13 protein-coding genes are annotated in these 15,700 nt (G+C 72.1%); 10 read left to right on the top strand and 3 right to left on the bottom strand.

What is annotated here, in order from left to right:
- Positions 1–188: 188 nt before the first annotated feature.
- Complete coding sequence (locus AB0898_RS18490; RefSeq protein ID WP_366803981.1) at positions 189–1,412, top strand: MFS transporter; 1,224 nt, start codon at positions 189–191, stop codon at positions 1,410–1,412.
- On the opposite strand, the gene AB0898_RS18485 is transcribed toward AB0898_RS18490, so the two are convergent.
- Positions 1,349–2,527 (bottom strand): hypothetical protein, encoded by a 1,179-nt coding sequence (locus tag AB0898_RS18485; RefSeq protein WP_366803980.1) that lies wholly within the window; start codon positions 2,525–2,527, stop codon positions 1,349–1,351. The genes AB0898_RS18490 and AB0898_RS18485 overlap by 64 nt on opposite strands.
- Positions 2,528–2,775: 248 nt before the next feature.
- Between AB0898_RS18485 and AB0898_RS18480 the strand changes: the two genes are divergently transcribed.
- The 7 genes from AB0898_RS18480 (at position 2,776) to AB0898_RS18450 (ending at position 10,443) form a co-directional block, all read left to right on the top strand.
- Positions 2,776–3,597, top strand: a complete 822-nt coding sequence (locus AB0898_RS18480) for an NAD(P)-dependent oxidoreductase (RefSeq protein ID WP_366803979.1) — start codon at positions 2,776–2,778, stop codon at positions 3,595–3,597.
- 322 nt (positions 3,598–3,919) lie between these two features.
- Positions 3,920–4,690, top strand: coding sequence for a DeoR/GlpR family DNA-binding transcription regulator (locus tag AB0898_RS18475; RefSeq protein WP_366803978.1), 771 nt, complete (start codon positions 3,920–3,922; stop codon positions 4,688–4,690).
- 223 nt (positions 4,691–4,913) lie between these two features.
- Complete coding sequence (locus AB0898_RS18470) at positions 4,914–6,287, top strand: sugar ABC transporter substrate-binding protein (protein ID WP_366803977.1); 1,374 nt, start codon at positions 4,914–4,916, stop codon at positions 6,285–6,287.
- 15 nt (positions 6,288–6,302) lie between these two features.
- Positions 6,303–7,244 carry a sugar ABC transporter permease gene (locus tag AB0898_RS18465; protein ID WP_366803976.1) on the top strand — a complete coding sequence of 314 codons (942 nt, stop codon included), beginning with the start codon at positions 6,303–6,305 and terminating at the stop codon, positions 7,242–7,244.
- Positions 7,241–8,083, top strand: coding sequence for a carbohydrate ABC transporter permease (locus AB0898_RS18460; RefSeq protein ID WP_366803975.1), 843 nt, complete (start codon positions 7,241–7,243; stop codon positions 8,081–8,083). Before AB0898_RS18465 ends, AB0898_RS18460 begins: the two co-directional genes overlap by 4 nt.
- Positions 8,080–9,069 (top strand): zinc-dependent alcohol dehydrogenase family protein, encoded by a 990-nt coding sequence (locus AB0898_RS18455; RefSeq protein WP_199586554.1) that lies wholly within the window; start codon positions 8,080–8,082, stop codon positions 9,067–9,069. The genes AB0898_RS18460 and AB0898_RS18455 overlap by 4 nt, the downstream gene beginning before the upstream one ends.
- A gap of 177 nt (positions 9,070–9,246) precedes the next feature.
- Positions 9,247–10,443, top strand: coding sequence for a TerD family protein (locus tag AB0898_RS18450; protein WP_366804090.1), 1,197 nt, complete (start codon positions 9,247–9,249; stop codon positions 10,441–10,443).
- A gap of 68 nt (positions 10,444–10,511) precedes the next feature.
- Here AB0898_RS18450 and AB0898_RS18445 read toward each other — a convergent pair whose 3' ends face one another.
- Positions 10,512–11,078, bottom strand: coding sequence for a helix-turn-helix domain-containing protein (locus tag AB0898_RS18445; protein WP_366803974.1), 567 nt, complete (start codon positions 11,076–11,078; stop codon positions 10,512–10,514).
- 112 nt (positions 11,079–11,190) lie between these two features.
- A complete protein-coding gene (locus tag AB0898_RS18440) occupies positions 11,191–12,615 on the bottom strand; it encodes a hypothetical protein (RefSeq protein WP_366803973.1) in 1,425 nt (474 codons plus the stop codon).
- A 268-nt stretch (positions 12,616–12,883) separates the two neighbouring features.
- Here AB0898_RS18440 and AB0898_RS18435 point away from each other — a divergent pair, with 268 nt between their 5' ends.
- Both AB0898_RS18435 and dapA read left to right on the top strand, forming a co-directional pair.
- Positions 12,884–14,704: an endonuclease/exonuclease/phosphatase family protein gene (locus AB0898_RS18435; RefSeq protein WP_366803972.1), complete on the top strand. Its 1,821-nt coding sequence runs from the start codon at positions 12,884–12,886 to the stop codon at positions 14,702–14,704.
- Between the two features lie 77 nt (positions 14,705–14,781).
- A complete protein-coding gene (gene dapA / locus AB0898_RS18430; RefSeq protein WP_366803971.1) occupies positions 14,782–15,678 on the top strand; it encodes a 4-hydroxy-tetrahydrodipicolinate synthase in 897 nt (298 codons plus the stop codon).
- Positions 15,679–15,700: the final 22 nt, after the last annotated feature.

Raw genomic sequence — 15,700 nt, 5'->3', positions numbered from 1 at the left:
CTGCCGGGGGTGCGGACTCATCGGTGTCCCCGGAGGGTCGGCTCCGGACCCCGGAACCGGACCCCGGACGCGGACCCCGCCCGGCCCCGGAGCGGCCCCGGAGCGGCCCCGGACCGGCTCCGGACCGGCCCCGAATAGGGCATCCTCCCGATCCCCGCGCCCCCTCCTCAGGCCCACGATCGAGCGGTATGACGACTTTCTCGACCGTGCGGCGCGTCCTGCGGGACCGGGCCGCGGGGCTGTGTCTGGCGGCCACGGTGGTGTCCGGGTTCGGCTCGTCCGCGCTGTGGCTGGCGTCGGGTGTGTGGGTCAAGGACATCACCGGCTCGGACGGGCTGGCGGCGCTGTGTGTGTTCGCCCTGTGGGCGCCCACCCTGGCCGGACCCGCGCTGGGCACGCTCGCCGACCGGGTGCGCAGACGGCCCCTGATGATCACCATGAACCTGGCACTCGCCGCCCTCCTGCTCCCGCTGACCACCGTCGGCTCCCCCACCCGTCTGTGGCTGCTGTTCGCCGTGCTGTTCCTGTACGGCGCCGCCGACGCCGTGCACGACGCGGCCGAATCTGCGCTGGTCGGAGCCGCCGTGGACCCCGCACTGCTCGGCGCCTTCAACGGGCTGCGCATGACCGCCCGGGAGGGCGTGAAGCTGCTCGCGCCCCTGGTGGGCGCCGGGCTCTACACCGTCTACGGCGGCCCGGCCGTCGCCCTGCTCGACGCGGCCACCTTCGTCCTCGCGGCCGCGCTGTGCGCCCTGCTGCGGGTGCGGGAGGAGCGCCCGGCCCGGCACGAGCGCCCGAACCTCACCCAGGGCGTACGCCACATATGGGCCCACCCCACGCTGCGGCCGCTCCTCATGGCGGCCGGCACCACGATGCTGCTCGCCGCGCTGAACGGCGCCACGGTGTACGCCGTCGTCGACCGCCTCGGCCGCTCCCCCGCCTACGCGGGCGTGCTGTACGCGGCCCAGGGCGCCGGTTCGGTGGTGATCGGCGTGGCCGCCGGTCCGCTCCTCGCCCGGTTCGGCGGGCGCCGGTTCGCGGCGGCCGGGATCGCCCTGACGGCGGTCGCGGTGGCGGCGCGCGCGGTGCCGTACGCCCCGGTGGCGCTGGTGGCGGGCGCGGTGACCGGCATCGGTCTGCCGTGCGCGCTGATCGCGGCGTTCACGGCCGTGCAGCGCGAGACGCCCGAAGAGCTGCTGGGCCGCGCCTCGGCCGCCGCCAGCACGCTGGTGTTCGCCCCGAACGTGCTGGGCCTGGCCGCCGGCGCGGCCCTCGTCGGGATCGCGGGCCCCGCGCTGCTGCTGCCGCTCTACGCCCTCCCCCTGCTCCTGACGGCGGCCCTGCTCGCTCAGTGCCCGGACAGCGCCTCCCGCACCGCCGCGAGGTCGTCGTCCGATGCCAACCCGGCGTGATAGAGCCGCAGTTCGGTGGCCCCGGCGTCCTGCGCCCGGGCGGCGTCCGCCGCGAGGGTGCCGGGGCTGCCGCCCAGGCCGGAGACGACGGTGAGGTTGGCGGCCAGGACCGTGTCGAGCCCGGCCCGCGCGGCGAAGGGCGCCAGCGGCGCCATACCCAGCGGTGCCGTACCGCCCACACAGGGCACCACCACACCGTCCGCGCGGGAGAGTATGTGGGCGGGATCCACCCCGGCGTTGGCGCCGCAGTGGTACGACACCGGGTCCGCGTGCAGGAGCACCTGGAAGCCCTCGGGCGCGGCGGCGCGTACGGCCGAGACGGCGGCCTCCTGGAGGGTGCGGGCGGTGTGCTCGCGCCAGGCCAGCGTGGCCGCCGCCGTGTCCGCGCCGAGCAGCCGCTCCACGTCCCCCCACCCCTCGCCGTCCGCCGCCCCGCGCCACACCGGCTCCAGGGCGGCCCGTACGACGGCGGCCAGCTTGTCGGCGTCCAGGCCCTGTTCGCCGTACCCCGCCCGGCAGTCGGGGCAGAAGCACAGCGACATCAGATACTCGCCCGCGTCCCCCAGGGCGGCCCCGCCCGTCTTGTCGTGGGCGTGCAGATGCCGCAGCCCGTACCAGCCGAGGGACTCCAGTTCGGTGCCGTGCGCGCCGGGACGTACGGCGGCCTCGGCGGCCAGGTCCACCAGATAGGCGCGGACATCGGGCCGGGCGATGCAGGGCGCCCAGGGGTAGCGGTCGCCGTAGGCGTTGACGACCGACGTGTGCGGATGCTCCATGCCCAGCCGGGAATTGTGGGCGAGGACCACCCAGGTGTGCACCTCCAGGCCCGCCGCCGCGAGCGCCCCCGCGGCCTCGCCCCAGGCGTCGCCGGGAGCCCAGTCGCCCGCCACATGGGGGCGAAGCACACGCCCCGCCCACCGGTCCCCGGGCGGGTAGAGGACCGCCGCGTACTCGGCGGTGACGATCCGGTGGCGGGGATGGCGGGGGGTGAGCGCGCGGGTGGAGTGGTAGGCGGCCGCGAGGGTCGCCTGTTCCACGCCGAGCCCGGCGATCCGGTCGGCCGCGCCGGGATCGCCGGCCACGTCCCAGGGGTAGACGAACGCCGACGTCTTCACGTCTCCACCTCCGGCGGCACGGCCGGAGCAGCGTACGGGGCGTATCCCTGACCGGCGTCCAAGTCCATGAACAGCGGCACGCTACGGTCCCGCTCTCCGGGCGGTCAAGGCATCCAACAAGCCACCCGCACACGGGCGTTCCGTCCCGGGATGTCCCCTTGACCGCCCCCGGCGACGCTCCTTAGCTTGCCCATGTATGTGAATCGGGTTCGTACATACGACCGGCAGATCAGCGGTGAGGAGACCACATGTCCGCCCCCCACACAGCGCCCCGCACCATCCTGCTCACCGGCGCCTCCGGCGGAGTCGGCACCCTGATGCGCTCCCTGCTGCCGCAGTACGGCTACACACTGCGCCTGCTGGACGTCCGCCCCGTCGAGGGCGAGCCGGACGCGATCATCGCCGACCTCGCGGACCGGGAGGCCCTGCGCGAGGCGGTGCGCGGCGTGGACGGCATCCTCCACCTCGCGGGCATCTCCCTGGAGGCGCCGTTCGAGAAGATCCTCCGCGCGAACATAGAGGGCACCTACCACCTCTACGAGGCCGCCCGTCTCGAAGGCGTCCCCCGCGTGGTCTTCGCCTCCTCCAACCACGCCGTCGGCTACACCCCGGCCCCCCTGGACGGCGGCCGCCCGATCCCGGCCGGCACCCCGCACCGCCCGGACACCTTCTACGGCCTGTCCAAGTGCTTCGGCGAGGACCTGGCCCAGCTCTACTGGGACAAGCACGGCCTGGAGACCGTCTCCGTGCGCATCGGCTCCTGCTTCCCGGAGCCCACCAGCGTGCGGATGCTGTCGATCTGGCTGAGCCCCGCCGACGCCGCCCGCCTCTTCCACGCGGCCCTGAGCGCCGAGGGCGTCGGCCACACGGTCGTCTACGGCGGCTCGGCCAACACGCGCGCGTGGATGGACCTGAGCAGCGCGCGGGCGCTCGGCTACGAGCCGCAGGACGACTCCGAGCCGTACGCGGCCGCTCTGCTCGCCAAGGAGGGCGAGCTGGACCCGGCGAACCCGGCCCACCACCACCTGGGCGGCCCCTTCCTCGTCGACCCGCCGATCTGGCCGTACTGAGGCCCGTACGGCACCACGTACGAAATCCGCAGGGCACCCCTGCCGAAATCCCGCCGCCCCCTCCCGGTGCGGCCGAAAACGATCCCTCGCGGCGGCGGGCGGGCACCAAACGGGCCCGCCAGCCGCCGTTTCGGGCACCCGTCACGCCCGCTTCGATCTCCGTTCGGGCAGCCGCGCAGGTCCGGGGCGGGCATGGCACTGTGTGAACGGGCACACACGGGCAGGATCGGACTCCCAACAGACCTGGTCAGCGCCGCGCGACCGCTGTAGAACTCTCCCCAGGGCCCGAACGGGCATCTCAATGACGAGAGCGGGTGACTACATGGGCACCAACACGGCCGAAGAGCGCCAGCGCGCGATCGTGCGCGCCGCACGCGCCACCGGCGCCGTGGACGTCACCGCCCTCGCCGCCGAGCTGGGCGTGGCCAAGGAGACCATCCGGCGCGATCTGCGCGCGCTGGAGGACCACGGCCTGGTCCGCCGCACGCACGGAGGCGCCTACCCGGTCGAGAGCGCCGGCTTCGAGACGACGCTCGCCTTCCGTGCCACCAGCCACGTTCCCGAGAAGCGCAGGATCGCGGCCGCCGCGGCCGAGCTGCTCGGGGACGCCGAGTCGGTCTTCGTCGACGAGGGCTTCACCCCGCAGCTCATCGCCGAGGCGCTGCCGGCCGACCGGCAGCTCACCGTGGTCACCGCCTCCCTGCCGGTCGCGGGCGCCCTCGCGGAGGCCGAGAACGTCTCGGTCCTGCTGCTGGGCGGCCGCGTCAGAGCCGGAACGCTCGCCACGGTCGACCACTGGACGACCAAGATGCTGGCCGGGTTCGTCCTGGACCTCGCCTTCGTCGGCGCCAACGGCATCTCCCGCGAACACGGTCTGACCACGCCCGATCCCGCCGTCAGCGAGGTCAAGGCGCAGGCCGTCCGGGCCTCGCGGCGCACGGTGTTCGCGGGCGTGCACACCAAGTTCGGGGCGGTCAGCTTCTGCCGGTTCGCCGATGTCGGCGCGGTGGACGCGATCGTCACCAGCACCCAGCTACCGGCCGCCGAGGCCCACCGCTACTCACTCCTCGGGCCCCAGGTCATCAGGGTCTGACCGCAGGCCCGCAGCCGCTCCCCGGACCCACCGCACCCCCGTACCCGCACCACCCGGCCGTCCGCCGTACCCCCGGCGAGCCGCACGGCCGGTTCCGCCACACCCGGCACCACCCGCACCACGCATCACCGGCACCACCCGCACCACCCGAGAAACACCCGCACCACCCGCACCACCCACCTTCCGCTTACGGGACCGACAAGCGATCAGGAGCACCCCTTCCATGCCAACCCAGAGCCGACGTACGCCCCGCGTCCTCCTCGCCGCCGCTGCCGCCGGAACGCTCGTCAGCCCGCTGCTCACCGGCTGCGCGGGCGCGGGCGGTGCGGGAGGCGGCGGGTCCGCCGCCCACTCCATCAACGTCCTGATGGTGAACAACCCGCAGATGGTGGAGCTCCAGAAGCTCACCGCCGCCAACTTCACCAAGAAGACCGGCATCAAGGTGAACTTCACGACGCTGCCGGAAAACGATGTCAGAGACAAGATCAGCCAGGACTTCGCGAACCAGGCGGGCCAGTACGACGTCGCGACCCTGAGCAACTACGAGATCCCGATCTACGCCAAGAACGGCTGGCTGCACTCGGTCGACAGCTACGTCAAGAGCGACAAGGGCTTCGACCAGCAGGACATCCTCACCCCGATGACGCAGGCCCTGACCGGCGCCGACGGCAAGCTCTACGGCGAGCCCTTCTACGGCGAGTCCTCCTTCCTGATGTACCGCAAGGACGTCCTGGAGAAGAAGAAGCTGACGATGCCGGCCCACCCCACCTGGAAGCAGGTGGCCGACATCGCGGCCAAGGCGGACGGCGCCGAGCCCGGCATGAAGGGCATCTGTCTGCGCGGCCTGCCCGGCTGGGGCGAGGTCATCGCCCCGCTGACGACGGTGGTCAACACCTTCGGCGGCACCTGGTTCGACAAGGACTGGAACGCCCGCCTGAACTCCCCCGAGTTCAAGAAGGCCACGCAGTTCTACGTCGACCTGGTGCGCAAGCACGGTGAGGCGGGCGCCGCGCAGTCCGGCTACGCCGAGTGCCTGAACAACATGACGCAGGGCAAGACGGCCATGTGGTACGACGCCACGGCGGGCGCGGGCTCGCTGGAGGCGGCCGGTTCCCCGGTCAAGGGCAAGATCGGCTACGTGGCGGCCCCGGTCGAGAAGACCAAGAGCTCCGGCTGGCTCTACACCTGGGCGTGGGGCATCCAGAAGGCGTCCAAGCACCCCGACGACGCCTGGAAGTTCATCTCGTGGGCGTCCGGCAAGGGCTACGAGAACCTGGTCGGCGGCAAGGCCGGCTGGTCCAACGTGCCCGCGGGCAAGCGCGCCTCGACGTACGAGATCCCGCAGTACACCAAGGAGGCGGGCGCCTTCGCGGACGTCACCAGGGACGCCATCGCGAGCGCCGAGCCGAAGAACCCGGGCGTGCAGCCCCGGCCCGCGCCCGGCATCCAGTTCGTGGGCATCCCCGAGTTCACCGACCTGGGCACCAAGGTCGCCCAGGAGATCAGCTCCGCGATCGCCGGCCGTCAGTCGGTGGACAGCGCGCTGAAGAAGTCTCAGGCGTACGCCGAGGCCGTCGGCAAGAAGTACCGGAAGTAAAGAAGTACGAGGATCATGACCGTCACGACATCGGCCCCGGCCGCCGCCACCACGGCGCGGCCGGCGGTCCGGCGGCCCTCGGACCGCCTGCGCGCGTGGGCCACCCGCGCCCCGCTTCTGCCCGCTCTGGTCTTCATGATCGCGGTGACCCAGCTGCCCTTCGTGGCCACGCTGGTGATCTCGTTCTTCGACTGGAACGCCCTCTACCCGAAGGCCCGCCACTTCGCGGGCATCGACAACTACCGTCAGGTGCTGACCGACGCGGACCTGCGCCACTCGGTGTGGGTGACCGTGGTGCTCACCGTCGCGGTGGTGCTCGCCAGCCTGGTCATCGGGCTGGGTCTGGCGCTGCTGCTCGACCGGAAGTTCCCGGGCCGCGGCGCGGTGCGCACCCTGCTCATCGCGCCCTTCCTGGTGGTGCCCACGGCCGCCGCCCTGCTCTGGAAGCATGTGCTCTACAACCCGGAGTACGGTCTGTTCAATGGGTTGCTGCACTATGTGGGCGGCCCACAGCCCGACTGGATCTCGAACACCCCGCTGCTCGCGGTCGAGGCCTCGCTGGTGTGGCAGTGGACGCCGTTCATGATGCTGATCCTGCTGGCCGGACTGCAGAGCCGGGACCAGCAGCAGATCGAGGCCGCCCGGGTGGACGGGGCGAGCGACTGGCAGGTCTTCCGCCATCTCACCCTGCCGCACCTGCGCCGCTACCTGGAACTGGGCGCCCTGCTGGGTTCCATCTACATCGTGCAGAACTTCGACGCGGTGTTCACGCTGACCTCCGGCGGCCTCGGCACCGCCAACCTGCCCTACACCGTGTACCAGACCTTCTACCAGGCGCACGAGAACGGCCTGGCCTCCGCTGCGGGCGTCCTCGTCGTCATCGGCTCCATCATCATCGCGACGTTCGCCCTGCGCGTGGTGTCGTCCCTGTTCCGCGAGGAGGTGTCGCGCGGATGAGCACCCCCCTGACCGTGAAGCGGCGCGGCGGCCTCGGTCTCGGCCTGGTCGCCTGGCTGGCCGGAATCGTCTTCTTCCTGCCCATCGCCTGGATGGCGCTGACGTCCTTCCACTCCGAGGCGGACGCGGCGACCAACCCGCCGTCCTTCGCCGCCGCCCTCACCCTGGACGGCTACCGCGACTTCTTCGGCGCGAACGGCGGGGCGAGCCCGTGGCCCGCGCTGATCAACTCGGCGATGGCGTCGGTGCTCTCGACCGTCTTCGTGCTGCTGCTGTCCTTCCCGGCGGCGTACGCGCTGTCGATCCGGCCGGTGAAGAAGTGGACGGACGTCCTGTTCTTCTTCCTGTCCACCAAGATGCTGCCGGCCGTGGCGGGTCTGCTGCCGCTGTACCTGTTCGCGAAGAACACCGGGATGCTGGACAACATCTGGCTCCTGGTCATCCTCTACACCTCGATGAACCTGCCGATCGCGGTGTGGATGATGCAGTCCTTCCTCGCCGAGGTGCCGGTCGCCATCATCGAGGCGGCGAAGGTGGACGGGGCGCGGCTGCCGGTGATCCTGGCCCGCGTGGTGGCCCCGATCGCCCTGCCGGGCATCGCGGCGACGTCCCTGATCTGCTTCATCTTCAGCTGGAACGAGCTGCTGTTCGCCCGGGTCCTGACGGGTGTGGTCGCCGAGACCGCCCCCGTGTTCCTGACGAGCTTCATCACCAGCCAGGGCCTGTTCCTGGCCAAGGTGTGCGCCGCCTCGCTCGTCATCTCCCTGCCGGTGCTCGCCGCGGGGTTCGCCGCCCAGGACAAGCTGGTCCAGGGCCTGTCGCTTGGAGCCGTGAAATGAAGGCCGCCGTCATCGAGTCCGTGGGCCGCGCCGTCGTCATGGAGGTCCCCGACCCGACGCCCGGTCCCCGCGAGGTCGTCGTCGAGGTCGCGGCCTGCGGCCTGTGCGGCACCGATCTGCACATCCTCCAGGGCGAGTTCGCGCCCAAGCTGCCGATCATCCCGGGCCACGAGTTCGCGGGCGAGGTCGTCGGGATCGGCAGCCAGGTCACCGAGGTCGCGGTCGGCGACCGGGTGGCGGTGGACCCCTCCCTCTACTGTTACGAGTGCCGGTTCTGCCGCGACGGCCACAACAACATGTGCGAGCGCTGGGCCGCGATCGGCGTGACCACGGCGGGCGGCGCGGCCCAGTTCGCGGTGGCCCCGGTGGCCAACTGCGTGAAGCTGCCCGAGCACGTGCGCACCGAGGACGCGGCCCTGATCGAGCCGCTGTCCTGCGCGGTGCGCGGCTACGACATCCTCAACTCCCGCCTCGGCGCCCATGTCCTGATCTACGGCTCGGGCACCATGGGTCTGATGATGATGGAGCTGGCCAAGCGCACCGGCGCCTCCAGCGTGGACATCGTGGACATCAACCCGGCCCGTCTGGAGACCGCCAAGCTCCTCGGCGTCTCGGGCGCGGCGGCCAACGCCGACGAGCTGGACCGGCCGCAGGGCTGGGAGGTCGTGATCGACGCGACCGGCAACGCGGCGGCGATCCAGGACGGTCTGGGCCGGGTCGCGAAGGCGGGTACGTTCCTGCAGTTCGGCGTGGCCGACTACGCGACGCGGGTCACCATCGACCCGTACCGCATCTACAACCAGGAGATCACCATCACGGGCTCCATGGCCGTGCTGCACAGCTTCGAGCGGGCGGCGGAGCTGTTCGCGAACGGCGTGCTGAACCCGGAGGTGTTCATCAGCGACCGGATCGCGCTGGACAACTACCCGCAGGCGCTGGAGCAGTTCGCGGCGGGCGTCGGCCGCAAGATCGTCGTGGTGCCCTGACCCGGCGGCACCACCGCTGAGCCGGCAGCCCCGCCGCCGACCCGCCGGCACCGCCGCTGAGCCTGCCGGGCCCCGCCTGACCCGGGGCCCGGTCCGGTGCCGTGACCCGAACGGGGGTCACGGCACCGGGTAAGGGAACGGCAAAGTGACGTCGTTCGTTCACCCGGCATGACCGCTATGACCCCTGGTTCGAATGTCCCGCTGCCGGCCGCCCGTGTGTCCGTGGACGTCGCCGCGCCCGTGCGGCTCGACGTGTCGGGCCTGCTGCTCACCGCCGACGGCAAGGTGCGCTCCGACGCCGACTTCATCTTCTACAACCAGCCGTCCGGCCCGGGCGTGGCCTACCGCTCCGGCGGCGGTTCCGCGCCGGACGCGATCACGGTGGACACCGCCGCCGTGCCGCCGGACATCGAGAAGATCGTGGTGACCGCGAGCCCGGACGCGGCGGGCCAGACCTTCCAGGGCATCGAGCCGACGGCCACGATCCGCGACGCGGACGGCGACGCCGTACTGGCCACCTTCACCCCGCCCAGCCTGGGCAGCGAGACCGCGCTGGTGGTCGTGGAGATCTACCGCAGAAACGGCCAGTGGAAGGCCCGCGCGGTCGGCCAGGGCTATGCGAACGGCCTGGCGGGCATCGCCACGGACTTCGGCGTGACGGTGGAGGAACCGGCGCAGACGGCGGCCCCGGCTGCGGCGACCCCCGCGCCCCCGCAGCCGGTGTCCCAGCCGGCCGCCGCTCCCCCGATGCCGGCCGCTCCCCCGGCCCAGCCCGCTCCGCCCGCTCCCGGCGCGGGCAAGGTCAACCTGGACAAGGGCCGGGTCAGCCTGCGGAAGAACGAGACGGTGTCGCTGGTCAAGGGCGGCGCCCCGCTGCTCTCCCGGGTCCAGATGGGCCTCGGCTGGGAGCCCGCGTACCGGGGCAAGGACATCGACCTGGACGCCTCGGTCATCGCCTACGGACCACAGCGCAACGCGGTCGACGCCTGCTACTTCGGCAAGCTGTCGATCCTGAAGGGCGCGATCAAGCACTCCGGCGACAACCTCACCGGCGAGGGCGGCGGGGACGACGAGGTGATCACGGTCGACCTCGGCCGCATCCCCCAGGAGGTCACCGGCCTGGTCTTCACCGTGAACTCCTTCTCCGGCCAGAAGTTCACGGAGGTCGCCAAGGCGTACTGCCGCCTGGTCGACCCGGTGACCGGCGAGGAGCTGGTCCGCTTCGACCTGACCTCCGCCGAGCCCCAGACCGGCGTCCTCATGGCGAAGCTGATCCGCCAGTACTCCGGCGAGTGGGACATGACCGCCCTCGGCGACTTCGTGAAGGCCCGCACGGTGAAGAACATGAGGGACCCGGGGGCGCGGGCGCTGTGACGGCCCGGCCGACTCCCGCACGCTGAAGCACCGGTGGCCGGGCGTCCGTACGCCCGGCCGTCCGGGGACTACGGCCGCAGCCCCTCCGTCAGCACCGACAGATAGCGGCGGATCTCGCGGCCCTCGCCGTCGGCCAGCTCGGAGGCGGAGGCGACTCCGTGGGCCAGGCGGAGCAGGTCCACCGGGGAGAGGTCCGTACGGAGCGTGCCCTCGGTCTGGGCTGCGGACACCAGGCGGGTCACCGCGCCCTTCACCACCGCACCGCAGGTGGTCGGCGGGACCGGGCTGCCGTCGCTGACCGCCTTGCCCAGCAGGGCTTTCATGCCGCGGACCTGGATCGAGGCGACACAGAGCTCGTAGAGCCACTCCGCGAGGGCCTCGCCCGGGGGCAGCCGCTCGGCGAGGGCGTCGGCGCGATCGCCCAGCGCCTCGATCCGCTCCACGTACGCCGCCTCCAGGAGTGCCTGGCGGGTCGGGAAGTGCCGGTAGAGGGTACCGGAGCCGACCCCGGCGCGCTTGGCGATGTCGTCGAGGGAGGCGTTCTCGCCATGCTCGGCGAAGGCCTCGGCCGCCACCTCCAGCAACCGCTCGTAGTTCCGCCGAGCGTCCGCACGCATGGGCCTGACCCGCGCCATCCACTTACTCCTTGCACGCAGGAGACTGTCTCCGTATGTCACGGCGCCCCGGCACCCCGCCGGCTCCCCGGACGCCGTACCCCGGTTCAGGCAGCGGACCCCGTCGGCACCCTCAAAGGCCCTGCTGCGACCGCGCCTTGAACGCCGCCTTCCGGGCCTCCTTCGCCACCCGCTTGTCCGGGTGGAGCCGTCCCATCGCCTCCAGCACCTCGGGGGTCGCGGGGTGGTCCACGCGCCAGGCGGCCGCGAAGAATCCGCTGTGCTGGGCGGCCAACCCCTCGACCAGTGCCTGCAGTTCCTCGGAGTTCCCCTCCGCCTGGAGCTGCGCGGCGATGGTGTCGACGGTCAGCCAGAACACCAAGTCCTCGGTGGGCGGGGGCACATCGGCGGCGCCGCGCTCGCTGAGCCACACCCGGGCGAGGCCGCCCAGCTCGGCGTCGTCCAGCACCTCGCGCAGGGCGGGCTCCGCCTCCGGGCCGACCAGGGACAGCGCCTGCTGGCAGTGCAGCCGCCGCAGCGGGGCTCCCGCGTCCACGCCCCGTGCGGCCGCCAGCAACTCCCGTGCGGCGGCAAGGGGTTCGCGCTCGGCGAGCCAGTGCTCGGTCTCGGCGAGCGCGGCCTGCGGTCCGAACCCGGCGGTGCCGTCGAGGAGTACGTCGGCGCCCTTGTCCGCGAAGTCGCCGACGGCCGGCGCCGCGAACCCGGCCTCAAGGAGCCGGGCGCGCATGCCGTACACCCCGAGCGGGGTGAGGCGCACCATGCCGTAGCGGGAGATGTCGTCCTCGTCCACGGGCGCGGCGGGCTCGGCGTCGGCGTCGCCCATCAGCGCCTCGTCCACCGGCTCGTACTCCACCGCGCCGACCGGTGCCAGCAGCCGGAACTGGTCGTCGAGGCGCATCATCGCGTCGGAGACCTGCTCCAGGACGGCGTCGCTGGGCTCGTCCATGTCGCCGGGGACGATCACGGAGGCGGCGAGGGCGGGCAGCGGCACCGGGCTCTCGCCGGGGCCGTCCTCGCTGGCGGACAGCAGATAGAGGTTGCCGAGGACGTTGTCGAGGAACTCCGCCTCGGCCTCGGGGTCCCAGCCGAGCGAGGCGAAGTCGATCTCGCCGCCCTCCTCCAGGGCGTCGACCAGCCCGTCCAGGTCGGGCACGCTCGCGTCCGCGAGGACCGTCTCCAGGGCGGTCAGCCAGATGCCGAGCACGTCCTGCGGGGAGCCGGTGAGCAGCGCGAGGCCCTCGCCGGGCGCCACGGTGCCGGCCTCCTCGTCGGTGATCTCGACCAGCCCGGCGTCCACGGCGACCCGCCATGCCTCGGCGGCGTCGGCGGCCGCGTCCTCGTCGTCGAGCCCGAGCAGCGCGGCGGCGGCCGGCAGCTGGTCCTCGGCCAGGCTGCCGCCCGCGTCCACACGCGTCGCGGGGTTCGCCCAGCGGGCGAGGCGGGCGGCGCGGGAGAGCAGCGGGGTGGACAGCGCGGCGCGCGCCAGCTCCACTTCGGGGCGCAGCCGCACCGGCGGCAGGGGGGAGCTGTCTGACATCGCCTGGTTCTCCTCGGACCGTGAAAGGGCTCGACCGCTCAGCCTAGACGGGTTTCCTCGCGAGCCCCCCGGTTCATCCGCCCGCCATCACCCGTCCATGGCCGAAACCTTGACAACTCCCGTCGCCAGGCAGGAGATTGACGCGCGTAGAAGTCGGGGGAACGACTGTTCACCCGGCTCCGCACGCGTCACTGAGGGCCACCGGCCCGATACGCGACCGCGTTTCCACCCTCGTTCCGGCGTTCTCGTACGTCCCCGGAGGCATCCCTTGCCGAGCAGGTCTTCCGCGCGTCTCGCCGCGCTCACCGTCGCCGCCGTGTGCAGCGCGACGTCCGTCGTCGTCCTCACCTCGCCCGCGCACGCGGACGCGGTGCGGATCCACGACATCCAGGGCACCACCCGTCTCTCGCCGTACGCGGGCCAGAAGGTCGCGGACGTGCCGGGCATCGTCACGGCCGTGCGGGACTACGGCTCATCCAAGGGCTTCTGGCTCCAGGACCCGACGCCGGACGCCGACCCGGCCACCAGTGAGGGCGTGTTCGTCTTCACCAGCTCCGCGCCGAAGGCGGCCGTCGGCGACTCGGTCACGGTGTCGGGCACGGTCTCCGAGTACGTGCCGGGCGGCACGACCTCGGGCAACCAGTCGGTCACCGAGATCACCAAGCCGGCCGTCACCACGGTCTCCACCGGCAACCCGGTCCCGGCCCCGGTCGTCATCGGCAAGCACTCGGTGCCGGACCGCTACGCCCCCGCCGGGGACGCGAACGGCTCCGTGAACAGCGTGCGGCTGGCGCCCTCGACGTACGCCCTGGACTACTACGAGTCCCTGGAGGGCATGAACGTCCAGGTCGCGAACACCCGCGTGGTCACCGGCACGGACCCCTACGCCGAGCTGTGGGTCACCGTGAAGCCCGGCGAGCACCGCACCCCCCGGGGCGGCACGCTCTACGGCTCGTACGAGTCGCAGAACACCGGCCGGCTCCAGATCCAGTCGCTCGGCGCGACCGCCGACTTCCCGCAGGCGAACGTCGGCGACACCCTCAAGGGCGCCACGACCGGCCCGCTGGACTTCAACCAGTACGGCGGCTACACCCTCGTCGCGAGCAGCCTCGGCACGCTCAAGAGCGGCGGCCTGGAGCGGGAGACGACGCACAGGCAGTCCGCGCGGGAGCTCGCGGTGGCGACGTACAACGTCGAGAATCTGGACCCGTCCGACAACACCTTCGCGCAGCACGCGTCCGCGATCGTGAACAACCTGCGTTCGCCCGACGTCGTGTCCCTGGAGGAGATCCAGGACGACAACGGCGCCACCGACGACGGCACGGTGTCGGCGGGCGTGACCGTGCACAAGCTGATCGACGCGATTGTGGCGGCGGGCGGCCCGCGCTACGACTGGCGCTCCATCGACCCGGTCAACGACCAGGACGGCGGCGAGCCCGGCGGCAACATCCGCCAGGTGTTCCTGTTCAACCCGGAGCGGGTGTCCTTCGTGGACCGCGCGGGCGGCGACTCCACGACCGCCGTCGGCGTCACCAAGGACCACGGCAAGGCCCGTCTGACCGTCTCCCCGGGCCGGATCGCCCCGGCCGACGCGGCCTGGAACTCCAGCCGCAAGCCGCTGGCGGGCGAGTTCGTCTTCCGCGGCAGGACGGTCTTCGTGATCGCCAACCACCTCAACTCCAAGGGCGGCGACCAGGCGCTGACCGCGCAGTACCAGCCGCCGACGCGCAGCTCGGAGACCCAGCGGCACGCGCAGGCGACCCTGGTGAACGGCTTCGTCAAGGACATCCTGTCCGTCCAGAAGGACGCGGACGTCATCGCGCTCGGCGACATGAACGACTTCGAGTTCTCCGGCACGGCCAAGATCCTGGAGGGCCGCGGCGAACTCTGGTCGGCGATCAAGTCGCTGCCGAAGAAGGAGCGTTACACCTACGACTACCAGGGCAACGCGCAGGTCCTGGACCAGATCCTGATCAGCCCGGAGATCCGGCGGGACGGCTCCTTCGCGTACGACAGTGTGCACATCAACTCGGAGTTCCACGACCAGATCAGCGACCACGACCCGCAGGTGCTGCGCTTCCGCCCGTAACTCTTCAGCGCTGCTTAGCAATACCTCGCAGAAGATTTAAGTGGAGCTATACGGTCGAGGGTGCCGAGACTACGTCCATGACGCCTCGCACCGCACCCTTCGGCCGTACGCTCTGCGCGATGGTCACCCCGTTCACGCCGGCCGGCGCGCTCGACGTGGACGGGGCGGCCCGCCTCGCCGCCCATCTGATCGCCGAGGGCTGTGACGGCCTGGTCCTGAACGGCACCACGGGCGAGTCCCCCACGACGACGGACGCGGAGAAGGCCGAGCTGATCGTGGCCGTCCGCGCGGCGGTGGGCCCCGGCATCCCCCTGGTCGCGGGCGTGGGCTCGGCCGACACCCGGCACACGATCGAACTGACCCGCGCGGCCGAAAAGGCGGGCGCCGACGGCGCGTTGGTGGTCACGCCGTACTACAGCAAGCCCCCGCAGGAGTCGGTGGAGGCCCATTTCCGCCAGGTCGCGGACGCGAGCGGCCTGCCGGTCATGCTCTACGACATCCCCGGCCGCACCGGCACCCGCATCGAGCCGGAGACGATGATCCGCCTCGCCGGACACCCCGGGATCGTCGCCGTCAAGGACTGCTCCTACGACTTCCTCGGCACCCAGAAGGTCCTCGCGGCAACGGAGTTGGCGTACTACGCGGGCTGCGACGAGCACATCCTCGCGCTGTACGCGATCGGCGCGGCGGGCTGTGTGAGCACCGTGGCGAACGTCGTCCCGCGTCAAGTCGCCGCCATCCTCGACGCGTTCGAGTCCGGCGACACGGCCCGCGCCACCGAACTCCAGCTGCGGACCGTGCCGTTGATCGAGGCGGTGATGGCCGCGGGGCTCCCCGGAACCGTCACGGCCAAGGCGCTGCTGGAGCGGCTCGGCCTCCCGGCGGGACCGGTCCGGGCACCGCTGCTGCCCGCCGGCCGGGCGACGGCCGACGAACTGTGGCGGCGCTACGAGGAGTTGGCCGACAGCCACTGAACAGCGCGATGGCGAGGGGCGG

The sequence above is a fragment of the Streptomyces sp. NPDC005435 genome (assembly GCF_040703155.1).
Lineage (GTDB): Bacteria > Actinomycetota > Actinomycetes > Streptomycetales > Streptomycetaceae > Streptomyces.
This window is presented reverse-complemented; position numbering and strand designations above follow the sequence as displayed.